Source organism: Polaromonas sp. (genome assembly GCF_030682935.1).
GTDB lineage: Bacteria > Pseudomonadota > Gammaproteobacteria > Burkholderiales > Burkholderiaceae_C > Polaromonas.
In genome coordinates, this window is the sequence record NZ_JAUXNA010000252.1 from 1 (window position 1) to 23,618 (window position 23,618).

At 61.8% G+C, this 23,618-nt stretch carries 23 protein-coding genes and 3 pseudogenes; 16 read left to right on the top strand and 10 right to left on the bottom strand.

Translation table 11 applies throughout. The features are described 5' to 3' along the window. From Q8K05_RS11470 to Q8K05_RS11485, 4 genes and pseudogenes are all read left to right on the top strand, one after another. Positions 1-267, top strand: a pseudogene (locus Q8K05_RS11470) (tripartite tricarboxylate transporter permease); the annotation flags it as partial. Positions 268-474: 207 nt separating this feature from the next. Beyond that, positions 475-1,356 carry a DMT family transporter gene (locus tag Q8K05_RS11475; protein ID WP_370868836.1) on the top strand — a complete coding sequence of 294 codons (882 nt, stop codon included), beginning with the start codon at positions 475-477 and terminating at the stop codon, positions 1,354-1,356. A gap of 49 nt (positions 1,357-1,405) precedes the next feature. Continuing rightward, positions 1,406-2,200 (top strand): SDR family oxidoreductase, encoded by a 795-nt coding sequence (locus Q8K05_RS11480; protein ID WP_305246735.1) that lies wholly within the window; start codon positions 1,406-1,408, stop codon positions 2,198-2,200. A 9-nt stretch (positions 2,201-2,209) separates the two neighbouring features. After that, positions 2,210-2,923, top strand: coding sequence for a rhomboid family intramembrane serine protease (locus tag Q8K05_RS11485; RefSeq protein WP_305246736.1), 714 nt, complete (start codon positions 2,210-2,212; stop codon positions 2,921-2,923). On the opposite strand, the gene Q8K05_RS11490 is transcribed toward Q8K05_RS11485, so the two are convergent. Both Q8K05_RS11490 and Q8K05_RS11495 read right to left on the bottom strand, forming a co-directional pair. Continuing rightward, positions 2,870-5,020, bottom strand: a complete 2,151-nt coding sequence (locus Q8K05_RS11490) for a S8 family peptidase (RefSeq protein ID WP_305246737.1) — start codon at positions 5,018-5,020, stop codon at positions 2,870-2,872. The genes Q8K05_RS11485 and Q8K05_RS11490 overlap by 54 nt on opposite strands. Positions 5,021-5,129: 109 nt before the next feature. After that, on the bottom strand, positions 5,130-5,390 hold the full coding sequence (locus tag Q8K05_RS11495; RefSeq protein WP_305246738.1) for a hypothetical protein: 261 nt from the start codon (positions 5,388-5,390) through the stop codon (positions 5,130-5,132). Here Q8K05_RS11495 and Q8K05_RS11500 point away from each other — a divergent pair. The 7 genes and pseudogenes from Q8K05_RS11500 to Q8K05_RS11530 all read left to right on the top strand — a co-directional run bounded on the left by Q8K05_RS11500 (position 5,389) and on the right by Q8K05_RS11530 (position 9,783). Further along, positions 5,389-5,598: a hypothetical protein gene (locus Q8K05_RS11500; RefSeq protein WP_305246739.1), complete on the top strand. Its 210-nt coding sequence runs from the start codon at positions 5,389-5,391 to the stop codon at positions 5,596-5,598. The genes Q8K05_RS11495 and Q8K05_RS11500 overlap by 2 nt on opposite strands. A gap of 148 nt (positions 5,599-5,746) precedes the next feature. Next, positions 5,747-5,830: pseudogene (locus Q8K05_RS11505) on the top strand (3-oxoacyl-ACP reductase); the annotation flags it as partial. A 249-nt stretch (positions 5,831-6,079) separates the two neighbouring features. Continuing rightward, positions 6,080-6,460 (top strand): hypothetical protein, encoded by a 381-nt coding sequence (locus Q8K05_RS11510; protein WP_305246740.1) that lies wholly within the window; start codon positions 6,080-6,082, stop codon positions 6,458-6,460. A gap of 46 nt (positions 6,461-6,506) precedes the next feature. Then, positions 6,507-7,019: an RNA polymerase sigma factor gene (locus Q8K05_RS11515; protein ID WP_305246741.1), complete on the top strand. Its 513-nt coding sequence runs from the start codon at positions 6,507-6,509 to the stop codon at positions 7,017-7,019. A gap of 1 nt (position 7,020) precedes the next feature. Further along, a complete protein-coding gene (locus Q8K05_RS11520) occupies positions 7,021-7,863 on the top strand; it encodes an anti-sigma factor (protein ID WP_305246742.1) in 843 nt (280 codons plus the stop codon). 121 nt (positions 7,864-7,984) lie between these two features. Beyond that, a complete protein-coding gene (locus Q8K05_RS11525; RefSeq protein ID WP_305246743.1) occupies positions 7,985-9,346 on the top strand; it encodes a YncE family protein in 1,362 nt (453 codons plus the stop codon). Continuing rightward, complete coding sequence (locus Q8K05_RS11530; protein WP_305246744.1) at positions 9,343-9,783, top strand: DUF305 domain-containing protein; 441 nt, start codon at positions 9,343-9,345, stop codon at positions 9,781-9,783. Before Q8K05_RS11525 ends, Q8K05_RS11530 begins: the two co-directional genes overlap by 4 nt. 10 nt (positions 9,784-9,793) lie before the next feature. Here the strand turns inward: Q8K05_RS11530 and Q8K05_RS11535 are convergent, their stop codons facing one another. Next, positions 9,794-10,693 carry a DMT family transporter gene (locus Q8K05_RS11535; protein ID WP_305246745.1) on the bottom strand — a complete coding sequence of 300 codons (900 nt, stop codon included), beginning with the start codon at positions 10,691-10,693 and terminating at the stop codon, positions 9,794-9,796. 127 nt (positions 10,694-10,820) lie between these two features. Between Q8K05_RS11535 and Q8K05_RS11540 the strand changes: the two genes are divergently transcribed. Both Q8K05_RS11540 and Q8K05_RS11545 read left to right on the top strand, forming a co-directional pair. Next, positions 10,821-11,816, top strand: coding sequence for a quinone oxidoreductase (locus Q8K05_RS11540; protein WP_305246746.1), 996 nt, complete (start codon positions 10,821-10,823; stop codon positions 11,814-11,816). 213 nt (positions 11,817-12,029) lie between these two features. After that, entirely contained in the window at positions 12,030-12,512 is a 483-nt protein-coding gene (locus Q8K05_RS11545) for a DUF4148 domain-containing protein (protein ID WP_305246747.1), read from the top strand. A gap of 29 nt (positions 12,513-12,541) precedes the next feature. On the opposite strand, the gene lspA is transcribed toward Q8K05_RS11545, so the two are convergent. The 3 genes from lspA to Q8K05_RS11560 all read right to left on the bottom strand — a co-directional run bounded on the left by lspA (position 12,542) and on the right by Q8K05_RS11560 (position 17,026). Then, positions 12,542-13,045, bottom strand: a complete 504-nt coding sequence (lspA, locus tag Q8K05_RS11550) for a signal peptidase II (RefSeq protein WP_305246748.1) — start codon at positions 13,043-13,045, stop codon at positions 12,542-12,544. Further along, positions 13,045-15,876: an isoleucine--tRNA ligase gene (gene ileS / locus Q8K05_RS11555; protein ID WP_305246749.1), complete on the bottom strand. Its 2,832-nt coding sequence runs from the start codon at positions 15,874-15,876 to the stop codon at positions 13,045-13,047. Before ileS ends, lspA begins: the two co-directional genes overlap by 1 nt. A 115-nt stretch (positions 15,877-15,991) precedes the next feature. After that, positions 15,992-17,026, bottom strand: a complete 1,035-nt coding sequence (locus Q8K05_RS11560) for a bifunctional riboflavin kinase/FAD synthetase (RefSeq protein WP_305246750.1) — start codon at positions 17,024-17,026, stop codon at positions 15,992-15,994. A 173-nt stretch (positions 17,027-17,199) separates the two neighbouring features. Here Q8K05_RS11560 and Q8K05_RS11565 point away from each other — a divergent pair, with 173 nt between their 5' ends. After that, positions 17,200-17,757: an HNH endonuclease gene (locus Q8K05_RS11565; RefSeq protein WP_305246751.1), complete on the top strand. Its 558-nt coding sequence runs from the start codon at positions 17,200-17,202 to the stop codon at positions 17,755-17,757. 40 nt (positions 17,758-17,797) lie between these two features. Here Q8K05_RS11565 and Q8K05_RS11570 read toward each other — a convergent pair whose 3' ends face one another. From Q8K05_RS11570 to Q8K05_RS11580, 3 genes are read right to left on the bottom strand one after another with little or no spacing between them, the layout of a single operon-like run. After that, positions 17,798-18,913 carry an acyl-CoA dehydrogenase family protein gene (locus tag Q8K05_RS11570; protein ID WP_305246752.1) on the bottom strand — a complete coding sequence of 372 codons (1,116 nt, stop codon included), beginning with the start codon at positions 18,911-18,913 and terminating at the stop codon, positions 17,798-17,800. Between the two features lie 27 nt (positions 18,914-18,940). Further along, on the bottom strand, positions 18,941-20,122 hold the full coding sequence (locus tag Q8K05_RS11575) for an acyl-CoA dehydrogenase family protein (protein ID WP_305246753.1): 1,182 nt from the start codon (positions 20,120-20,122) through the stop codon (positions 18,941-18,943). Positions 20,123-20,172: 50 nt separating this feature from the next. Further along, complete coding sequence (locus tag Q8K05_RS11580; protein ID WP_305246754.1) at positions 20,173-20,856, bottom strand: YceH family protein; 684 nt, start codon at positions 20,854-20,856, stop codon at positions 20,173-20,175. Positions 20,857-20,874: 18 nt separating this feature from the next. Between Q8K05_RS11580 and purN the strand changes: the two genes are divergently transcribed. After that, entirely contained in the window at positions 20,875-21,459 is a 585-nt protein-coding gene (purN, locus tag Q8K05_RS11585; RefSeq protein ID WP_305246755.1) for a phosphoribosylglycinamide formyltransferase, read from the top strand. Between the two features lie 180 nt (positions 21,460-21,639). After that, on the top strand, positions 21,640-22,194 hold the full coding sequence (locus Q8K05_RS11590; RefSeq protein WP_305246756.1) for a fasciclin domain-containing protein: 555 nt from the start codon (positions 21,640-21,642) through the stop codon (positions 22,192-22,194). Between the two features lie 80 nt (positions 22,195-22,274). On the opposite strand, the pseudogene Q8K05_RS11595 reads toward Q8K05_RS11590, so the two are convergent. Continuing rightward, positions 22,275-23,618: pseudogene (locus tag Q8K05_RS11595) on the bottom strand (pyruvate dehydrogenase (acetyl-transferring), homodimeric type); the annotation flags it as partial.

Sequence of the window (23,618 nt, forward strand, 5' to 3'; positions counted from 1 at the left end):
GTCTGGATGGTGGGCCTGTTTGGCGTGATTGGTTACATCTTCGTCAAGCTGGGCGCTGAACCTGCTCCCTTGCTGCTGGGCTTTATTCTGGGCCCCATGATGGAGGAAAACCTGCGCCGTGCGCTGCTGCTGTCGCGCGGCGACTGGAGCGTGTTCGTGACGCGTCCGCTGTCAGCCGGGTTGCTCGCAGCCGGTGTCTTGATGCTGGTGATCGTGCTGCTGCCTGCGGTGAAAAACAAGCGGGAAGAAGCTTTCGTCGAGGATTGACGGCGCGCTAAACACCCTGCCATCAGGATCATCCCTGACGGGCAGGGTGTGGGCGCGCTGAGGCCCGATGACAGCCGCCACGTCCCGTGCGACACTCAGCAGCATGACGCTCAGGCTGCGGGCTTCCAAAAAGACATTTTGAGTAATAGTTCAGGACAAAAAGTTCCTCCAGCCCAGCAGGCGCGGGCGCAAGAAGCTCCCAAAAGCATAGCTGCCGGCTTGCTGCTCGCCACCTTGGGCGCGATCGCGTTCAGTGGCAAGGCCATCATCGTGAAGCTGGCTTACCGCCATGGCGTCGATGCCGTCACGCTGATCATGTACCGCATGCTGTTTGCGCTGCCGATTTTTGCCGTGATGGCCTGGTGGGCCAGCCGGGGCAAAGCAGCTCTGACGCGCAAAGACTGGCTGGGCGTGCTCTGGCTAGGATTTACCGGCTACTACCTGGCCAGCTTTCTCGACTTTGCCGGGCTGGCGCACATCAGCGCCTCGCTGGAGCGGCTGATTTTGTACCTCAATCCCACGCTGGTCCTGCTGATGGGGCTGGTGCTGTACCAGCGGCGCATCACGCCGCGGCAAATGATGGGCATGGCCATCAGCTACTGTGGTGTGGTGCTGGTGTTTGGTCACGAGATCACGCTGCAAGGCGACGATGCGGCTTCGACGGCCCTGGGCGCTTTGCTGGTGTTTCTCAGCGCAGTCAGTTATGCGGTTTATCTGGTCTACAGCGGCGAGCTGGTCCAGCGTCTGGGCTCATTGCGGCTGGTCGGTCTGGCCACCACGGTGGCCTGCCTGCTTTGTCTGCTGCAGTTTGTGCTGCTCAGACCCCTGAGCGCTGCCGCCGTGGCGCCCGAGGTGATCTGGCTGTCGCTGCTCAATGCCACCCTGTGCACGGCCTTGCCCGTGCTGATGGTGATGATGGCGATCGAGCGCATTGGCGCCAGCCTGGCGGCGCAAACCGGCATGGTCGGCCCTTTGTCCACGATTTTGATGGGGGCGGTGATTCTGGGCGAACCCTTCACCGCCTGGGTGGCTGCGGGCACCATGCTGGTGATTGCCGGGATTTTTGTGTTTACCAGGGCGGGCCGCTAGGGAGGCTCTCCCAAGGCACCGTTGTTATGACTGTTATAAAGGAATCAACATGAATTTGGGTATTGAAGGCAAATGGGCGCTGGTGTGCGGCGCCAGCAAGGGTCTTGGCTTTGGCTGCGCGCAGGCGCTGGTAAGGGAAGGCGTGCATGTGCTGATCGTGGCGCGCGGCGCCGAAGTTCTGGAGGCGGCTGCCAACAAATTAATAGCTGACAGCGCCCGCCCAGCTAGCGCTACCGTGCAATTTGTTGCTGCAGACATCACCACGGCAGAAGGCCGCGCCGCCGTCTTTGCGGTGCGCAAGGACTTCGACATCGTGGTGACCAACGCCGGCGGTCCGCCGCCCGGTGATTTCCGCGACTGGGACAGGGACGCGTGGATCAAAGCGGTCGACGCCAACATGCTGACGCCGATCGAGTTGATCAAGGCCACGGTTGACGGCATGGCGGCGCGCGGCTTTGGCCGCATCATCAACATCACTTCCAGCGCGGTGAAGGCACCGATCGACATCCTGGGCCTCTCGAACGGCGCGCGCAGCGGCCTGACCGGTTTTGTGGCGGGGGTAGCGCGCAGCAAGATCGCTGCCCAGGGCATCACCATCAACAACCTGCTGCCCGGTGCCTTTGACACCGACCGCCTCAAGGGCACCATGAAGGGCGCGGCCGAAAAAACCGGCCAACCGATCGAGGCCGTGATGGACGCGCGCCGAAAAAATATACCGGCGCAGCGCTTTGGAACGCCTGAAGAGTTTGGCGCGATTTGTGCCTTTCTGTGCAGTGTGCACGCCGGCTACATGACCGGCCAGAACGTGCTGGCCGACGGCGGCGCGTATCCGGGGGCTTATTGAGGTAGCTGCATGTGGTTACCCGTACATCGGATATTGAATTTCCGGCCAGTAATCGGGGGAGCAGGCGGTCCAGCGGCGTGGGGCCGTCTCGCAACTTTTTTTGTATTGCTTACGCTGGGGCTGCAAATTTGGCCTGGGGCGTCTGAACTGTTGCGGTTTTCGCGGGCTGACTATGAGCGGGGTGCCGTGTGGCAGCTACTAAGCGCGCAGTTGGTGCATTTAAGTAACTGGCATGCCGCCGCAAATGCTTTTGCGTTTGCGATGATTATTTTTACGTGCGCTTCCTGGCTCCGGTGGCCCCTTCAGATGCTGGCCTTGTGCGGCGGCTACATGGGGGTGGCTGTGGTGGTGGCGCTCGATCCGAATTGCAGCTACTACGCGGGAGCTTCGGGTGCACTGCACGGGCTGTTGGCCGGCAATGCCGTGAGCATGGCCTTTGCAGCTCGTTCACAGCGCCAGTCTGCGGATGCGCATTGCAATTCGCTCCGTGTGTCATCGTCACGCTGGACGCTCGGGCTGTCTATCGCGGTGTTGGGCTTGATGGCCTTGAAGCTTTGGCTGGAGGCGGGCAGTCTGCCTGCCGCGCCACTGGGTGGATGGCGTTTTCCTGTTTACCGCCCAGCCCATATTGCCGGTGCGCTGGGCGGTATGGGCCTGGTATTGCTGGTTTTAACGTTTCGGGCCGTAACGGCGGCCAAAGTAAACGCCGAGTGCCGTCAGTGATAGCAGGGCGAGCACATCAGGCCAGCCCATCGATCCGCCACCACCACCACCACCTGCAGCGCCAGATGCCGTGACCGCAATCAACACAGTCTGGGGGATGCCGCTGAAAATACCGTCGTTGGGTGTAATGGTAAGGCTGTAATCTCCAGCGGGGCCTGCTGCATCCCAGCTGAATACGCCGGTGGCCGCATCGAAGCTGGAACCTGCGGGAAGACTGTTGGCAACAAACATGACAGGATTATTTTCTGCATCAGCCGCTGAAGCGGTAAAGCTCAGATTGCCGCCCTGAATCACGCTCTGGACCGGAATCGGGCTCAGAACCGGGGCCGTGTTGGACCTGACGCTGACCTGGTTTGAAGCAGACAAGCCCGCGCCATCCGTGACGTTCACCTTGAACGTGTAGCTGGCCCCGGGCGAAGGCGCAAGAAAAGAGGTTGCGGCCGCTGTAGTGCTGCTCAAACTCACTGCGGGACCGGCCATTTGCGTCCATTGGTAGCTGAACGTGGTGTTGCCGCTGTTGCCCGCCGAGGCCGTCGCCGTGAAGCTGATGGTCGAGCCGGTGGGCCGGACTCCGGTCGGACTGACGGAAGCGGCCACCGTCGGTGCCAGTGAGTTGAGGCGGTCAAGCGCTGCCCGGGCATCGACCAGGCCGGCACCGCAGTCGGTGCGGGGCGCGCAGAACGTGCCAGGCGGGTGCGGCCGGGCTGAGCTGGCCAGCACAGAGCCAAGGGTGTCCGGAGTGATGGCCGGTTGCAGGCTGGCCAGCAGGGCGGCAACGCCCGCCACATGGGACGCGGCCATGCTGGTGCCCTGGTATCCCGCATAGCTGTCGGCCACCGGGGTGGTGGTTCCGGTGTTCAGCGTGGAGTACACCAGGGCGCCGTCACCTGCCACCAAAGTGCCAGCACCACCGCCCGGGCCGCTGATGGCCGTGCCGGCACCGATGTTGGCGTAGTCGGCGTTGTCGCCCAGCTTGGTATGGGCAGTCACCGCAATCACGCCGGCGCAATTGGCGGGTTGACTGATAACTGTCTTTCCGTCGTTGCCTGTGGCCGCCACCACGATGCTGCCCACAGCGCGCGCGGCATTGACGGCACCCTGAAAGGTATCACTGCACGATCCGCTCCCCCCCAGGCTCAGGTTCAGCACCTTGGCCTTGTTCGGATTGGCTGGCACGTCGGGCACGCTCAGCCCTGCCGACCACCGCATGCCGGCAGCAATGTCAGAGATGTGGCCGCCACAAACGCCGAGCACGCGCACCGGCAGGACCTTTGCGCCAAACGCCACGCCGGCCACGCCCACGCCGTTGTTGGTGACCGCGGCGATGGTGCCGGCCACATGGGTGCCGTGCCAGCTGCTGTTGCTGGGAGGCGAGTCTGTACCGCACCAATCCCCTGGATCGGATGCGTCGCTGTCGCGTCCATCACCGTCGTTGGCCATGGTGAGGTCGCTGACGAAGTCATAGCCCGGCAACAGGTTTGCAGCCAGATCCGCATGCGGGCGGAAACCGGTGTCGATCACGGCCACCACCGCACCAGAGCCGGTGGAGAGGTCCCAGGCCGTGGGCAGGTTGGCGCCACCGGGGACGGTGGCTGGCGTTTGATAGTGCCACTGCTGACTCTGGTACTGCGGGTCGTTGGGCGTGAACAGCGGCTGGACTATTTCGTCGATTTCGGCATAAGCCACGCTGGCGTCCTGCTCGATCTGCTTGGCCAGCGCGAACAATTCCGCGCGGCTGAGCTTCTGGCCCGTGATGACCACATGGGTCTCTGCGGTCACCGATTTCAGGTACGACAAGTTGGCCGCACTGGTGTTGAGCGACTTCAACGCCGTGCCGGTCTGAAGCATTGACACCTGACTCCGTGCCGCGTTGAAGTCAAACACGCCTGCGCGCGTAACGGCTTTGTCCTTGAATTTGACAATCAGGCGGTCCAGCCGGCGCTCCGTTTGCAGCGGTCCGGCAAACGCCGTGGCTTGTGCCTTAGAAAAAGTTTTCCCCTCGGGTGCAAGCTGCGCGATGGATAGGGCGCTGGCCGTCGCGATGGACAGTGCCATGACAGCAGCGCCCAAAGGCCTGAAGTTCTTTTTTGTTTTCATGATTTCTTCTCTTTCTGGTTGCAGGGCCCAAGAAAGGGTGCCTATGCGTACGGTCCATCACCTGCTTGCACCGCGAAGCGCCTACCGGGGCGGCCGTGCCTGCACAGATTCAGGACGGTCTGGCCACGGTGTCGGCTTCGACCCGCAGCACGTAGGGAAGGCCTGCCAGGCGCTGCAGGATGTCGGCGTGGCTCTGGCCGGTCTGGGGCTCAATTCGATACACATGGGTATCGGGCGCGACACTGCTGATGAAGATGATAGGCGCATGAATTTTTTGGCCGATGTCCTGCAGGAAGGCTTCATCACGGTAAGGCACCGCATTTCTGAATTTGACAATGACACGCAAGGCCTGGCCATAAGTTGAATTCATGGATGCTGGCGGGGCGCTGTTCTGCATCGCGGTATTGTTGGCCATCAGTGCAGGTGGACTGCAGGCGCTCAAAAATAAACAGGCCATCAAGGTCGCTGCACACGTTTGGCGTCTACCCGATGAAATGAAACTGCGCTTGCTCATGCCGACCGTATTTCGTTTTTACAATTCGAATATAAATATTTCAGTATATTTGATGGATGGTTGACTGTATTTGCGTATTTGTCAATTCTGGTTGGCGGCGTCAAAAAACGCCGGGGCTTTTGCCGTCATCAAGTCCTCTTTGCTGTTCCCGCCTGACGGTCAGACTCCGTATCATGGGGGGCACCTCACTCTCACGACATTAAGTAATCCGTATGGATTTAGGAGGTTCAGGAAAGTGGTCGCTGGTGTGCGGTGCCAGCAAGGGGCTGGGGTTTGGCTGCGCGCAGGTGCTGGTTGCAGGTCGACGGCGGCGCATTCGGCGGAACTTTTTAAGCAGGGCGGTGTAACTGCATACCAATTTTGACCTTGAAAGCTGAGCCTGGGGAGGATCTTGTCGATTACTTCGAGCGCAAGGTGGGGTGGTGAATGTGGGGGGGCTGCAAAAATATCTTGCAGAAATTTCACAAATACCGGAATAAAGCGTGGGGGAGTTCCGTCTATCCGGTTGTCTACTCCAGACTTCAACCCCTAAGGACTCACCCCCCATGAAAACCCGGTTATTTCCAGCCTTCATGATTTCTTGTGCCGCTGCACTCTTTGCGCCTTTGTCACATGCTGAATCTCCCATCAAGGCTTTGGATGGTGTGATGGTGACGGCTGCAGGCAAGACGGTTTACACCTTCGATAACGACACGGCCGGCAGTGGCAAGAGCGTTTGCAACGGACCTTGTGCCGGCCTGTGGCCGCCGGTGATGGCCGGCGCCGATGCCAAGCCCGAGGGCGAGTTGACGATCATCACCCGCGACGACAGCGCCAGGCAGTGGGCTTACAAAGGCAAGCCGATTTATCTCTACGCATCGGACACCAAAGCGGGTGACCGCAGCGGCGACAATTTCAAGAACATCTGGCATGTCATCAAGCCTTGAGGCAGGCATGAATTGAATTTTTCTCAAGTCAAGTCACGCTGATTCCATGCGCGCTCAAGACGAAGCGGATATCGTTGCCTGCATTCCCAGCTTGCGCCGCTATGCGCGCGGGCTGACCTCTGACCGCGAGCGTGCCGACGACCTGGTGCAAGACACGCTGGAGCGCGCCTGGGGGCGATTCGCATTGTGGCAACGGCGGGGTGAGGTCAGGGCCTGGATGTTTGGCATCATGCATAACCTGTTCATAGACCGGCTGCGCACCCAGCGCAGCGCACCCGAGCAGTCCGCAGGCGATGAGCTTGCAGAGTCGCCTGCTCGCGCGACGCAATCCGATCGGCTTGAGGTGCGTGATCTGGACCGGGCGCTGCAACGACTTCCGCCCGAACAACGGGCGGTACTGCTGCTCGTCGGCGTGGAGGAAATGAGCTACCAGCAAGTGGCCGGTGTGCTTGGCGTCCCGATGGGTACGGTGATGTCGCGGCTGTCGCGCGCGCGCGAGCGCCTGCGGGCTGAACTGGAAGGACGCGAAGTGACCTGCAAACTTCAGAGCGTGAAATGATATGGAAAAAATCAAGCTGACTCCCCCCACCGGCACAACACCGATCACTGAGGTTGATTTGCATGCCTATGCCGACCATCAACTGCCGTCGGCACGACGGGCCGAGGTCGAGCAATTTCTGCGTACCCGGCCCGATGAACGCCATTGCGTACAGGACTGGAAAAGCCAAAATGAATCGCTGCGCCATCTGCTGAATCCGGTGCTTCAGGAACCGCTGCCCTTGCGCCTCCCGCTGCGACCCGATGCCATCGTATGGCCCTGGCGCGGTCTGGCTGCGGGTGTGGCTATTGCCGTGGTGAGTGCCAGCTCTGCCTGGTTCGCGCGTGGATCTATTGATGCCAGTGCAGCCCGACTCGCCTCCCGCACGAACCCCTCTGTGCTCGCCTACCAAGATGGAGACCTGAGCGGTTTTGCGCGCCGGGCGGCTGTGGCCCACGTGGTCTACAGCCCTGACGTCCGGCGGCCGGTGGAGGTGGGTGCCGACCAGGAGCAGCAACTGGTGACCTGGCTGTCCAAGCGCCTGGGTACCGAGGTCAAGCCGCCCAGCCTCAATAGCGTGGGCTATGAACTGATAGGCGGGCGCTTGCTGCCGGGTGACACCGGACCGGTGGCGCAGTTCATGTACCACGACAGCACGGGTCAGCGGCTCACGCTTTATGTCACCCGTGAAGTGCCCAAGCCTTCAGGCCAGTCAGAAACGGCTTTCCGGTTCGCAAAGGATGGCCCGGTCAAGGTCTTTTACTGGGTAGACAAAAACTTTGGTTACGCCATTTCGGGTGGTTCGGATCGCGATGAATTGATGCGCGTGTCCAAAGAGGTCTATCGGCAGCTCAGCCGGGGGTGAATTTTCAGGACAAAGCAGCTTGCATCAGCCGCAGCGCCAGCTCCCCCGGTCATTTGGTAAGCCGCTCTGACTTTGGGATATCTCCCCTTTTTAACTGAAACCAATTTTTCAAGGAAACTTCATGAACGCCAATCGCCGAGAAATTCTTAAATACACCGCTGCCGCCGCTGCTGCGGCCGCACTGCCAGCCAGCTTTGCCCAAAATGCCACGGGTGCAATAGATCCCCGCGACCGCGTCTTCATCACCAATGAAGACTCCAATACGCTGGTGGTGATTGACCCGCGCACCAACACGGTAGAGACCACCATCAACCTGACCAGCTTCGATGAAGATGCGCGCCCGCCGTTTCGCTACATCACTGCGGGCGTCGCACCGACCCATGCGGCGATGATTCACAAGCCGCTGTACCACGGCTGCATTGATGCGCACGGTGCCGTACCTTCACCGGATGGTCGCTTGCTGGCCACCAGCGGGCGTGGCTCCAGCAATATTTACCTGATCGACGCGGTGGAAAAGCGCGTGATCGGCAACACGCCCAATCCGGCTGCCGGACCCACCACCAATCCGGAACGCCTTTCCAGCGGTATCCTGCTGGGGCGCGAGCCCCATGAGCCCACGTTCACCCGCAATGGCAAGGAGCTGTGGGTCACGCTGCGCGGTGAGGATCGCATTGCCATTCTGGATGTGGACCGCGCGTTGCGGCAGTTGCGAGGCTCCGACGTTTCGTCTGTGCGCCAGTTTCTGCCCACACTGAACGGCCCGGCGCAGGTCTGGTTCAACCGCGAAGGCACGCTGGCTTTTGTGGCCAGCCAGAAGGTGTCCAAGGTCGATGTGTTTCGTGTCAACCCAGGCGCCGATGGCCACTCGCAACCGAAGCATCTGAGCACGCTCGATATCAGCGCCCAGGACAAACTGGGCTTCACGCCCTTCATGAAAACCACGCCTGACGGCAAGGAGGTCTGGTTTTCCCACAAACTGGCGGACGCGGTATCGTGCCGTTCGACGCGCGAGGGTTTTGAGCTGCTCGACAACGTGCCTCTGGGGGCCATGGGGCGGCCCAACCATGTGGAGTTTGTGGCCAATGCCAAAGGCGCCGTGGTGTATGCCAGCCTGTCGCGGGTGGACGACAGCGGCCCTGGTGGCGTGGCATCGAGCCAGATTGCCATCATTGACCGTGGTGCTAAAACCGGCGAGCGCAGACTGGTGGGTAGCTTTTTCAGCCATGGCCGCGAATCACACGGCCTGTGGACCAATCCTGAAAACACCTTGCTGTACGTCGCCCATGAACAAGATGAATTGCCGGGTACGCCCAATGCCGGCCAGACCGTGTGCAGCGCTTTTGACATCAGCGACCCGTTCAAGCCGAACTTCATTGCGCAAATTCCGCTGGGCAACCTGAATCTGCCTTCGGGCGGCCTGCGCAACAAGAAGAGCATTAATCTGGTGTACGTGCGGCCCGGGGTGAAGGGACAAACGGCATGAGTGCAGCCGCCAGGATACGGGCAAGACTTGCGCTGGCCGTCACCATGGCAGTTCTGGCGGGCAGCGCCGTGGCGCAGCCCGCCCATGGTCATGACCATGCCGCCATGCAGGCGGACTCAGCGCCTGTATTTCAAGCAGGCATGGATGCTGGCATGGCGCGCATGATGCAGGACATGCATGCGCCGGGCTACAGCGGCAATGCAGATGTGGATTTTCTGGCCATGATGATTCCTCACCACGCGGGTGCGGTTGACATGGCGCGGCTGGTACTCAAGCATGGCCGCGATCCGGCAACCCGCCAGTTGGCTGAAGAGATCATGGCCGGTCAGACCATCGAGATCGAAAGTATGACAAGGCGGCTCGCCGCATTGCGTCAACCCGCATCTGACAGCCCCAGACCAGAGTTCCCGTCCCTGGGCGGTAACCGTGGAAATTGAGGCGGGCAGCTTAGCGCCGCGCCGACACCACAATCCCGCCCACAATCAGTCCGAAGGCCAGTGCATGGTAAAGATGCGGCAGCTCGCCCATGAAGGCCGCTGACAGCAGGGCGGCAAACAGCGGCGTGAGGTTGGAGAAAAAGCCGGCAATGGCCGGACCGACGCGCTGCACGCCCATGCCCCAGCAGCGATAGGCGATCACGGCCGGGCCAATGGCGATATACAGCAGCGCCGTCACCAGCGGCCAGCCCCAACTGATGTGCGCATTGGTCAGCGCCCATTCACCGCCCGCAAACAGGCCCGACCAGCCCAGGCCAAACACAATCTGCGCCATTAAAAATCCCGCCCAGTCGCGGCGAAGTTCAGGTGGATCCTTGGGCTGCGACAGCAGCCAGCTGTAAAACGCCCAGGCCAGCGTGGCCAGCAGCACATAAACATCCCCGGGCACCAGTTGGACCTCTACCAGCAGCGCCCACTGCCCGCGTGACAGTACGACCAGTACGCCAGCGATCGACATCAAGGCGCCGGCAATCTGCTGGCGCGAGACCCGCTGCCCGAAGCAAAGGCCGCCCACCAGCAGCATCCAGACCGGGATGCTGGATGCGACCAGGGTCACATTGAGTGGCGTCGATGTTTGCAGCGCCAGGTATTGCAGGGCGTTGTAGCAGCCCACACCCAGCAGTCCCAGCAACGCAAAGCGCTTCCAGTTCAGCCACATGGCGCTGCCGCGCCGCAGTATCCGGTGGGCCAGCGGCAAAAGAATCACAAAAGCCAGTGCCCAGCGCAGAAAGTTCAGCGTCATGGGCGGAACCAGATCGTAGACCAGACGGCCCACCACGGCGTTGCCCGCCCAGAGCAAAGGAGGCAGCACCAAAAGCAGGGCGGTAGCGGGGGTCAGGCGTTGATTCATACCCGGGACTTTACCAAGCTGGCAAGGTGCCACGCCCCGGCAAGGGCAGCGCCGCTTGATTCATGGCACGATAGCGGCCTGTTGCCTTTTTTGCCTACCCTACCCACAGAAAACCAGGAAATTTTTCATGACTCCCATCCGCTCCAAAGCCGTACGCATTGACCAGCCCGGCGGCCCCGAGGAACTCAAACTGGTCGAGGTCCAGGTGGGCGAGCCGGGTCCGGGCGAGATCCGCATCCGCCACAAGGCCATAGGCCTGAACTTTATTGACGTTTACCAGCGCAGCGGCCTGTATCCGCTGCCGATGCCGCTGCAACTGGGCATGGAAGCCTCGGGCGTGGTGGAGGCCGTCGGTGAGGGCGTGACCCACCTCCAGGTGGGCGACCGCGCCGCGTATGCCAGCCAGCCGCCGGGCAGCTACTGCGAAGTGCGCGTGATGCCCGCCAAATGCGTGTGCAAGCTGCCCGACGCGATTTCTTTCGAGACCGGCGCGGCCATGATGCTCAAGGGCCTGACCGCGCAGTACCTGCTGCGCCGCACGCAGCCGCAAGGCGGGCTGAAGGCGGGCGACTTCGTGCTGTTTCATGCCGCCGCTGGCGGCGTCGGCCTGATTGCCTGCCAGTGGGCCAGGGCGATGGGCCTGCAGTTGATCGGCACGGCCGGATCGGATGAAAAATGTGCATTGGCCAGGGACCATGGCGCGGCCTTTGTCATCAACTACGCCACCGAAGATTTCGTCGCCCGCGTCAAGGAAATCACCGGCGGCCAGTGCGTGAAAGTGGTTTATGACTCCGTTGGCAAGGATACTTTTCTTAAGTCGCTCGATTGCCTGCGCCCGTTTGGCCTGCTGGCCAATTTCGGCAACGCCTCGGGCAAGGTCGAGCCGCTGGACATCGGCTTGCTGGCGGCCAAGGGCTCGCTGTATGTGTCGAGGCCCACGCTGTTCACCCACATTGCCACGCGCGAAACCACGCAGCAGATGGCCGATGATTTGTTTGACATGGTCAGCAGCGGCAAGGTACAGATCCGCATTGACCAGCGTTTTTCGCTGGCCGATGTGGCCGAGGCGCACCGTGCGCTGGAAGCCCGCAAGACCACGGGTTGCAGCATTTTGACGTTGTAAGGCGTGCCGCACAGGGGGGCAGACTGCTTTTGAAACAGCGATTACCTATTGAAGGGAATGCCCCCGGTCTGGAAACATCTTTCCTGAAACTTCGCCTTGAAGGCACCAGTCAAAACAGGGAGTCGTCAAAAAAATACGGCTCGCCAAGGCTGGACCGAGCTGACTTCAGTTCCTTCTCCGGTTCTTGGGTTTGACTGTTGAAGGAGGTTCATCATGAACAACCGCTTGAAAATCGCGTCCGTCTTGGTTTTGGCGGTGGCCTCAGGTTCTGCTTTGGCGCAAGATCCGGGCGCGCCCAAAACACGTGAGCAGGTCCGGGCCGAACTGCTTGAAGCCCAGCAAAGGGGCGAGGTCATGGCGGACGGGGAGAGCGGCAGGATGCTCAATGAGTTGTCACCCCGGCAGTACCCGGCCAGGGCCACCGCATCAAGCAAAACGCGCGCTGAAGTCCAGGCGGAACTGCTTGAGGCCCGGCGCAACGGCGAGGTTTTTGCGGGTGGCGATTCGGATTCGGCCTTTACCCTGCGCTACCCCGGTGGCGCGGTGGCGGCCACACCCGGTCGCACGCGTGCGGAGGTGAAGGCGGAGCTGCTTGAGGCGCAGCGCCGGGGCGAAACGATGATGAACGGTGATTCGGATCTGGGCATCAACGGGGTCTACCCCTACCGCGCAAGAGGCAGGGCCCGTTCAGAGTAAGCGCCGCTGGTTAGACCGTTGCCCGGGGCTTACCCTTTCGCGCGTCTTACCCGCAGCAACTCATCGAGGATCAGGCAGGCAGCGCCTATGCTGATCGCGGCGTCGGCAATGTTGAACGCCGGAAAGTGCCAGCCTGCGTAGTGGACATCCAGGAAGTCCACCACATAGCCGTGCAGGGTGCGGTCAATCACGTTGCCCACCGCACCGCCCAAAATGCAGGCCAGCGCGAACGAGAACAGCTTCTGCCCGGGATGCGACTTGAGCATCCACACAATGAAGAGCGCCGCCACCACGCCGATGGCGGTGAAAAACCAGCGCTGCCAGCCCGACGCCGACGCCAGGAAAGAGAAGGCCGCGCCGGTGTTGTGGACCCGCACAATATTGAAGAAGCTGGTCACGGTGGTGGCGTCACCGAGGCGGTAATAGCCGAGGATCAGCACTTTGGTGAACTGGTCGGCAATCAGCAGGATCAACGCCAGGCCCAGCCAGGGCAGCATGCTGGACGATGATTTTCCGAAGGTGATTTTGGCCATCAGGCAAACTTCCTGTCTTCACCCGCGCCATGCAGGTTGCTGGTGCAGCGGCCACAAATCGTGGGGTGGGCGGGGTTGATCCCGACGTCATCGCGGTAATGCCAGCAGCGCTCGCATTTAATGGAAGAGCTGGCGTTGACGCCCGACTGTAGGTTCTCTCCAGCTACTAAATCAATAGCGGATGTGATGAAGACAAACTTCAGGTCGTCGCCCAGGCTGGCCAGCAGCGCGAGGTCGTCGGCCTTCACCTGCAGCGACACGTTGGCCTGCAGCGAGGAGCCCACCTTGCCCTCGGTGCGCAGGGCTTCGATGTCCTTGTTGACGGCATCGCGGATCTCGCGAATCCGGTTCCACTTGGCCAGCAGCGCCTGGTCGGGCGTGCCGAGGTCGGCGTAGGTTTCCAGAAAGATCGACTCCGACTGGCCGAAGATGGTCCAGGCTTCCTCGGCGGTAAAGCTCAGGAACGGCGCCATCCAGCGCAGCATGGCGTGGGTGATGGCGTGCAGCGCGGTTTGCGCACTGCGGCGTGCCAGCGACTTCGGGCCGGTGGTGTAGAGCCGGTCTTTCAGGATGTCGAGGTAGAAGGAGCCCAGGTCTTCGCTGCAATAGATTTGCAGTTTGGACACGACCGGGTGGAATTCATAGACCTCGTAGTGCGCCAGGATGTCGGCCTGCAGCTGCGCCGCACGGCTCAGCGCGTAGCGGTCGATTTCGAGCAGCTCGTCAAACGGCACTGCATCTTTTATGGGGTCAAAGTCGCTCACGTTGGCCATCAGAAAGCGCAGCGTGTTGCGGATGCGGCGGTAGGCATCGACCACGCGCGCCAGGATCTTGTCGTCAATGCCCAGGTCGCCCGAATAGTCGGTGGAGGCGCACCAGAGGCGGATGATCTCGGCGCCCAGCTTGTCGCTGACTTCTTGCGGTGCCACCACATTGCCTTCGCTCTTGCTCATCTTGCGGCCCTTGCCGTCCACCGTGAAGCCGTGCGTGAGCAGGCCCTTGTAGGGCGCGTGGTCGTACATCGCGCAGGAGGTCAGCAGCGAGGAGTGGAACCAGCCGCGGTGTTGGTCATGGCCTTCCAGGTACAGGTCTGCGGGCCAGGTCGATTGCGCCGCGTGGCTGTGTTGCAGCACATGCGCGTGGGTGGTGCCCGAGTCAAACCAGACGTCGAGAATGTCCGTGCTCTTGATGTAGTCAGGCGCGTCGGTGCCGATGATGGATTCGGCGCTGGCCTTGCTCCAGGCCTCGATGCCGCCGGCCTGCACCATATCGGCGGCCTGGTCCATGATCTCCATGGTGCGCGGGTGCAACTCGCCCGTGGCGGTGTGGATGAAGAAGGGCAGCGGCACGCCCCAGTTGCGCTGGCGGCTGATGCACCAGTCGGGCCGGCCGGCAATCATGCCCTGCAGGCGGAGCTTGCCATTTTCCGGGTAAAAACTGGTTTCTTCGATCGCGGCCAGGGCCAGCTGGCGCAGGGTTTTTTCGGCCTTGTCCTTGGGGAACACGCCCTGGGTTCCGGCGGTTTCCTCGTCCATGCGGATGAACCACTGGGCGGCAGCGCGGTAAATCACCGGCGTCTTGTGGCGCCAGCAGTGCGGGTAGCTGTGCGTGATGTTCTCGGTGGCAAACAGGCGGCCGTGCTCGCGCAGCGTCTCGATCACGAGGGGGCAGGCTTTCCAGATGTTGAGGCCGCCAAACAGCGGCAGCTCGTCGACGTAGCGGCCATTGCCCTGCACCGGGTTCAGGATGTCGTCGTAGGCGATGCCGTTGGCCACGCAGGAGTTAAAGTCTTCCACTCCGTAAGCAGGCGAGGAATGCACCAGGCCCGTGCCGTCGTCGGCGGTCGCGTAGTCGGCCAGAAACACCGGGCTCAGGCGCCGGTAGCCGGCATCCACGTCATGCAGCGGGTGCATGAAGTTCAGCAGCGCCAGGTTCTTGCCCAGCGTGGTCGCCACTACCGTGCCCGTGAGCTGATAGCGCTCCAGGCATTTGTCGACCAGCACGGCCGCCAGCACGAGCAGGCCGCGTTCGGTGTCGACCAGCGCGTACTCGAGTTCGGGGTTCAGGTTCAGCGCCTGGTTGGCCGGTATGGTCCATGCGGTGGTGGTCCAGATCACGGCAAAGGCGTCTTTGGCGAGGCTGTCCAGACCAAAGGCGGCGGCCAGTTTCTCGGGCTCGGCGCATTTGAAGGCTACGTCCAGCGTCTGCGATTTCTTGTCGGCGTATTCGATTTCAAACTCGGCCAGCGATGAGCCGCAGTCGAAACACCAGTACACGGGTTTGAGGCCACGGTAGACAAAGCCGCGTTCCATGATGCGTTTGAGCGCGCGGATTTCATTGGCTTCGTTGCCGAAATCCATGGTGCGGTAGGGGTTGTCCCATTCGCCGAGCACGCCCAGGCGTTTGAAGTCGGCCATCTGGCCGGCGATCTGCTCGGTGGCAAAGGCGCGGCTTTTGGCCTGCACTTCATCGCGCGGCAGGCTGCGGCCATGCAGTTTTTCAATGGCGTTTTCAATCGGCAGGCCATGGCAGTCCCAGCCCGGTACATAGACGGCGTCCAGTCCCTTGAGCTGGCGCGCCTTGACCACCATGTCTTTCAGCACCTTGTTGACGGCGTGGCCGATATGGATCTTGCCGTTGGCATACGGCGGGCCGTCGTGCAGGACAAACTTCGCGGCGCCGCTGCGCGCATCGCGCAGTTGCCTGTAGAGCCCTTTGTCTTCCCAGTCCTTGACCCAGCCTGCCTCGCGTTTGGGCAGGTCGCCGCGCATCGGGAAAGGGGTGTCGGGCAGGTTCAGGGTGCTGCGGTAATCGGATTTTTTGTCAGACATGGGTGCTTTTGTTGGCGGCGGACTGAAGAGGCGGAGCCGCAGAAAAATTCAGGAAAAAGGGGGAGTGAGCTGTTCGCTGGCGGGCATGCAGGCGAAAGCCGGGCGACGGGATCGTCTAAATTCGGTCGCGTGTGGTCTGGCGGCCCGTTTGTGTGTGCAGGGAGGCCGAAAAAGACGGGGCAGCCTGGGCAAAAAACGACCGCGCATCGTCGCAGTCTTTGGCAATGCCCGCTTTCAGGCTGTCCAGACCGTCGTATTTCAGTTCGTCGTGCAGTTTGTGTAGCAGTTCCACGCGGATAATTTTACCGTACGCCCCTTCCGGGCCAAGGTGCTCCGGCCATTCGAGGCAATGGGTTTCCAGCAGCACGCGCCCGCCGTTGACGTCGGCGGGGTCGAGCGAAGGCCGTATGCCCAGATTGGCGACGCCGGGCAGGGGCTGCGCGTCCAGGCCCGCTACCCTCACGGCAAAAATCCCGCTGGCAGCCGGGTTCCAGTGCGAAAACCGCAGGTTGAGCGTGCGAAAGCCCAGATCCCGGCCCAGTTTGCGGCCATGCACCACATGGCCCGAGATGCTGTAGGGCCGCCCCAGCAGGCCCGCCACTTGGTCCATGTCGCCCTGCGCCAGCGCCTGGCGCACGGACGAGCTTGAGACGCGGGTGCCGTGCACCTCGTAGCTGTTCATGCGGGCGACATCAAAACCCTGGCGCACACCGGCGGCGTCCAGCATGGCGTAGTCGCCTGTGCGTTTGGTGCCGAAGCGGAAATCATCGCCCACCAGCACGTACTGGACGCCCAGGCCACGCACCAGTACATCCTGAATGAAGGCTTCGGGCGGCTGCGCTGCCAGCCGTGCATTGAAGGGCAGAACCACGCATTGGTCGATGCCGCAGCGCGTCAGCTCGGTGAGCTTGTCGCGCAGCGTGGCAATGCGCGCGGGCGCCAGTTCGGGCTTGCGGGCGAGCGCCGCGAAATAGTCACGCGGATGCGGCTCAAAGCTCATGACGCAACTCGGCAAACCGCGATGCTGGGCTTCGTTTTTAAGCAGCGCCAGCATGGCCTGGTGGCCACGGTGAACGCCGTCGAAATTGCCGATGGTCAGGGCGCACTGCGGCGCCAGTTGGGGGTGTCGGTAGCCGCGAAAGACTTTCATGGGCGCGATTATCGTTTCTATGGCGGCGGGGTTCGCCTGAATGCGCTTGAAGCGGGCAAATCATGCGTGTGAGCCGCTTTGCCATGGGGGTCTTCATGCTGGCTTCATGATTTCGCTGTATATTGACAAATTAACTGCTAGATACCGTGTTTCCATGTTCATGGAGGTTCGTTTTGAAGGTTTTGAAGCTCTCCGCCCAAGGGTTGCCGCAATCCTGGATCAGCCTTGAAGAGGCTGTGTTGCATTACGCGACGGACGAAGTGCGCTGGGAGATGGGTGCGCGCATTGCCACCTTTCACGGCGGCCACAACGCCATCACGGGCCAGCAGTCCATCATCACGGTCAACAGCATCATTGGCACCCGGGGCGTGCCCAACATCAATCCGTTTGAACTCAAGCCCGGGCTTACCAACAGCAAGCTGTTTGCGCGTGACCGCAACGTGTGCGCCTACTGCGGCGGGCATTTAAACGAAGAAGACCTGACGCGCGAACACATCATTCCCTTTGCCCAAAACGGCATCGATGTCTGGATGAACGTGGTGACCGCCTGCCGGCCCTGCAACCACCGAAAAAGCCACCGCACACCCGAGCAGGCCGGCATGCCGTTGCTCTACACGCCTTATGTGCCCAGCCTGTGGGAAGATTTCATTTTGCGCAATCGCCGCATTCTGGCCGACCAGATGGAGTTTTTGATGGCGCATCTGCCCAAAACGTCCCGCCTGCACGCCTGAGTCACGGTGTACTGGAACTCAGGCAATGCGCGGGTAAAGTTCAGGCGAACACGCCAGCCGTGTCCTGCATCTGGCGCGACACCTCGCCCAGGTGGTGCAGCGTGTCGCCAAAGGTCATCTCCAGCTGGGTCAGCTTCTTGAAGTAGTGGCTCACGATGTACTCGTCGGTGACCGCAATGCCGCCATGCAGCTGCACCGCCTGCTGGCCCACAAAACGCATGGAAACGCCCAACTGGTACTTGGCCCGGGCCATTGCCCGGCGGCGTTCTTCGGCAGGCGCATTGAGCTTGAGCGATGCGTAGTAGCTCATGGAGCGGGCCAGTTCCAGCTGCATCTTCATGTCGGCCACCCGGTGGCGCAGGGCCTGAAAGCTGCTGATGGCCACGCCAAACTGTTTGCGCGTGTTCATGTACTCCACCGTGATGGCCAGGGTTTTGTCCATCACGCCCACCGCTTCGGCACAGCTGGCGGCAATGCCGATGTCGATCGCATGCGCCAGCGCGGTCAGGCCGTCGAGCGTAATCAGGCTGGCGGGCGCGTTGTTCAGCATGACTTCTGCGGCGCGTGCGCCGTCTTGCGTGCCGTAGCCCCGCGTGCTGACGCCTGCGGCGGCGCGTTCGACCAGGAACAGCGCCATCTTGCCGTTGGCCATGGCGGGCACGATGAAGGCATCTGCCTGGTCGCCGGAAGGCACTATGCTTTTGGTAGCGCTTAACGTCCATCCATCCTGCGCTGGAGTCGCTTTTGCCTCACAATTTTCAAACTTGTAGCGGGCCGCGCGTTCCTGGTACGCCAGCACCACCAGACCCTCGCCCGAGGCGATTTTTGACAGCCAGGCGTCCTGGACTGCGGCGGGTGCGTAGCCCGAGAGCACGCCGCCCGCGATCAGCGTCTGGACCAGGGGCTCCAGCACAATGCCGCGCCCGAGTTCCTCCATGACAACCATGCCTTCGACAGGCCCCATGCCGAGTCCGCCCTGCGCCTCGGAAATGTAGAGGCCCGCCAGGCCCAGATCGGCCAGCTGGCCATAGGCCTCGCGGGAAAATCCGCCCGCCTTGGCAATGCCGCAGCGGCGATCAAAGTTGTAGCCTTTGTCCACCCACTTGCGAACTGCATCGCGAAGTTGTTCCTGCTCGTCCGTGAAATCAAAATCCATGGTGCTTGTCCTTTAAATCTGGTCTCATCAACCGAGCACGACTTGCGACACGATGTTGCGCTGCACTTCGTTGGAGCCGCCGTAAATCGTGGTTTTCCGCATGTTGAAGTAGGTGGAGGCCAGCGGCGCATCGCTCAGGGCCGCACCCGGGAAGTCGCCTTGCCAGCCTGCTTCCATGGCTTCCTGAATGAAGGGCAGGCTGAAGGGGCCTGCGGCCAGCATCATCAGTTCGCTGTAGCGCTGCTGGATTTCGCTGCCGCGGATCTTGAGCAGGCCCGCGATGTCCAGCGAGTTCTTGCCGGACTTTTCAGCCGACAGCACGCGCAGCACCAGCATTTCAAGCGCGACCACGTCGACTTCAAGTTTGGCGATTTCGTCGCGGAAACGCAGGTCGTCGTAGACGTTTTCGGCTTTCGCAATGCGCTTGAGGCGCTCCAGCTCACGCTTGGTGCGGTTCACATCGGCAATGTTGGTGCGCTCGTGGCTGAGCAGGTGCTTGGCGTAGGTCCAGCCCTTGTTTTCTTCGCCAATCAGGTTCTCGGCCGGCACTTCCACGTTGTCAAACCAGACTTCGTTGACTTCGCACTCGCCGTCCAGCAGCTTGATGGGGCGCACGGTGACGCCGGGCGACTTCATGTCGATCAGCAAAAAGGAAATGCCGGCTTGCGGCTTGCCGGAAGTAGCGGTGCGGACCAGGCAAAAAATCCACTCGCCGTACTGGCCCAGCGTGGTCCAGGTCTTTTGGCCGTTGACGATGTAGCTGTTGCCCTGACGCTCGGCCTTGCACTTGACCGAGGCCAGGTCGGAGCCTGCGCCTGGTTCGCTGTAGCCTTGGCTCCACCAGACTTCGCCGCTGGCGATGCCGGGCAAAAAGCGTTGCTGCTGCTCGGCATTGCCAAAGGCCATGATGACGGGCGCGACCATGACGGGGCCAAACGGCACCACGCGGGGAGCGCCGGCCAGCGCGCATTCTTCTTCAAACAGGTGCTTTTGCACCGCGTTCCAGCCGGGGCCGCCAAATTCCTTGGGCCAGCCGTGTCCGAGCCAGCCTTTTTGGCCGAGGATTTTGGCCCAGCGCTGCATGTCGTCACGCGACAGGCGCAAGGCGTTGTGCACCTTGTGCGAAATGTCAGCCGGCAGGTTGGCACGGACCCACGCGCGTATCTCTTCGCGAAAGGCCTGTTCTTCAGGGGTGAAAGCTAAATCCATGGCAAGTTCTCCAGTGCCGCGTTTTTAGCACGCCCGTTCGCGCCGTGCTGTCAGGCTTGAGACACGCCCAGCTCTTTTTGCAGATGGGCGAGCTGGGTTTGCAGCTGCAGGACCTGGGTTTCCAGCGTTTCCAGGCGCTGCTGCAGGCGTTCGGCCTGGCCTAGAGACACCGGCTCTGCTTCAGAATCAATGGCAGTATCGCCCGCATTGACCGGCGGAAAAGCCGATAAAGCGCCCTCGCCACAAAGCAGGTGCACCCAGCGCTGCTCCCGCATGCCGGCGGCCCGGGGCAACTGCACGACCGCGATCACGCCGCTGTCTTCGCCGCGCGCCTTGAGTTCGCCCAACGCGTCCTCCACGCTGGCGATGTCGGCAAACTTGTACCAGCGTTCGCTGTTGGTGCGCAACTCGCCGGGCGTTTGCGGCCCGCGCAGCATGAGCAGCCCCAGCAGCACCGCTTGCGGCTCGCTGACGCCGAAGCCACGCTGAAAATTGTGCTCAAAACGCGGCACCCGGCTGGAGCTGGCCTGAAACACCAGGCTCAGTGCCTTGAGCGCATCAATCGCCGCCTGGGCCTGGGCTTCGGTTACGTCCATCATCGGGTCGCGGCTGGTTTTCTGGTTGCAGCCCAGCAGCAAGGCATTGAGCGACAGCGGGTAACTGTCGGGTACAGTGCGGGCTTTTTCCATCAGGGTGGCCAGCACGCGGGCTTCCAGGGGGGTAAGGGTTCTCATGGGGATAATCTTAAGACAATGAAAAACATCGTGATCCTGATTTCTGGCGGTGGCTCCAACATGGCCGCCATTGCCAAGACCGCCCAAAAAGAAGCCTGGCAAGAAAAGCGCGGCCTGCGGATTGCCGCCGTGATCAGCAACCAGGCCGACGCCCAAGGGCTGGTGCTGGCCAAAAGCCTGGGCCTTGCGACCGATCTGGTGTCGCACCGCGGTTTTGATTCGCGCGAGGCCTTTGACGCGGCGCTGGCGGCGAGGATTGACCTGCATGCGCCGCAGCTGGTGGTGCTGGCGGGTTTCATGCGCATCCTCACGCCCGGCTTTGTGAAGCACTATGCGGGCAGGCTGATCAATATCCACCCCTCGCTGCTGCCGGCCTTTGCGGGCCTGCACACGCACCAGCGCGCCATTGACGCGGGCTGTCAGGTGGCGGGCGCGACCGTGCACCAGGTGACGGCCGAGCTGGACCACGGCGCCATCCTGGCGCAGGCCGTGGTGCCGGTGCTGCCCGGCGACACCGCCGACGCACTGGCGGCCCGCGTGCTCACGCAGGAACACCTGATTTTTCCGCAAGCGATCAGCTCGTTCCTTGAGCGCAGCGCCTGAGTTGTGGCGGGCGGTCTGCAGCAACCCGGTTCACGTTGGACGACCCTGATGCCCTGAGAAAGATGTTGAGACTTCACCCCCGTTTGAATCCAGTGGCTGCCTGGCCCCGTATTCATAACAGCCGCTTTTAAATCAATCTGGTTTCGGCTCATGTCTCAACTTCAACCTCAAGGAATCCATATGCAAACAAAACACAAACTCGCGTCGCTGGGCCTCGCACTGGCCATGTCGATGGCGGGCGCCTCCGCCTTCGCGCAGGTCATGGTGGGCGGTGCGTCCATGCTGCCGAGCAAGGACATCATCGACAACGCGGTCAATTCCAGGGACCACACCACGCTGGTGGCTGCCGTCAAGGCCGCCGGGCTGGTGGACACCCTCAAAAGCGCAGGTCCCTTCACCGTGTTTGCACCGACCAACGCCGCCTTTGCAGCGCTGCCCGCCGGCACGGTGGACACGCTGCTCAAGCCTGAAAGCAACGCCATGCTGAGCGGCATCCTGACCTACCACGTCGTGGCCGGCAAGATGGATGCGGCCGCGCTGACCAAAGCTATTGCCGCAGGCAACGGCAAGGCGACGCTCAAAACCGTGGCCGGCGGCAACCTGACGGCGACCTCCGCCATGGGCGGCGTGACGATTACGGACGAAAAAGGCGGCGCGGCCAAGGTCACGATTGCCGACGTCTACCAGTCCAATGGCGTGATCCACGTGGTCGACAAGGTGATGCTGCCCAAGTAAGTCTTCGCTCGGGTTGTCCCAGGCCTGGATGAAAGCCCGTGCGCGGTTCACCGCACACGGGTTTGTTGCCTTCCCGTGCTTTACTTCACCTTCAGCCGATGCAGCGCCGCCTTGACGATGCTTTGCGCATTGACGCCAAAAAACTCGCGCAGTGCGGCCCGTGTATCGCTGCGCCCGAAGCCGTCGGTGCCCAGCGTCAGGTAGGAGCGGCCTTCAGGCAGGAAAGCGCGAATGCTTTCCGGCACGGCGCGCACGTAGTCGGTGGCGGCGATGATGGGCCCCTGGCTGTCTTGCAAAAGCCCGGTAATGAACGGCTGATGGCCGGCATCCTGCCCCTTGAGCGTGCGTTGCTGGCAAACGGCCCCATCGCGCGCGAGTTCGCTCCAGCTGGTCACGCTGTACACCGTTGCCCGTATGCCCAGATCAGCCAATTGTTGTGCCGCCTTGATCACCTCCGTCAGGATGGCACCGGAGCCCATCAGTGTCACATTTTTAAGCGTTTTTGTACTGTTGTCCTTATCTGACGGGTGTGAGTAGCTATTTAATTGATAGCATCCGCGAATGATGTCCGCCTCCGTCCCGGGCCTAAGGTCGGGCTGCGCGTAGTTCTCGTTCATCAGGGTCACGTAATAAAAAACGTCTTGCTGCTCCACCATCATTTCCTGCATGCCACGGTCCACAATGACGGCCAGCTCGCAGGCGAACGCCGGGTCGTAGGCCTTGCAGTTGGGAATGGTTGCCGCCACCAGATGGCTGGTACCGTCCTGGTGCTGCAGGCCTTCGCCGCCCAGCGTGGTGCGGCCCGAGGTGGCGCCCAGCAAAAATCCGCGTGCCCGTTGGTCAGCGGCGGCCCAGATCTGGTCGCCCACGCGCTGAAAGCCGAACATCGAGTAATAAATATAAAACGGCAGCATCGCCAGCCCATGCACGCTGTAGCTGGTGGCGGCGGCCGTCCAGCTGGCCAGCGCGCCGGCTTCGCTGATGCCTTCTTCCAGGATCTGGCCGTCGAGCGCTTCGCGGTAGCTCAGCACCGAGCCGATGTCTTCGGGCGCGTAACGCTGGCCGACGCTGGAATAAATCCCGACCTGCTTGAACAGGTTGGCCATGCCGAAGGTGCGCGCTTCGTCCGCGACGATGGGAACGATCTTCGGGCCCAGCGCCGGGTCTTTGAGCAGGCCACCGAGCATGCGCACGAAGGCCATGGTGGTGCTCATTTCCTTGCCACCGGCGGCCAGTGCAAACTGGGCGTAGCTGGGCAGGGCCGGCACGGGAATAAGCTGCGCCGTGGTGTCGCGCTTGGGCAGGTAGCCGCCCAGCGCCGCGCGCCGCGCATGCAGGTACTGCATCTCGGGGCTGTCTGCAGCCGGCTTGTAAAACGCGATTTGCCGGGCCTGTTCGTCGCTCAGCGGCAAATTGAAGCGGTT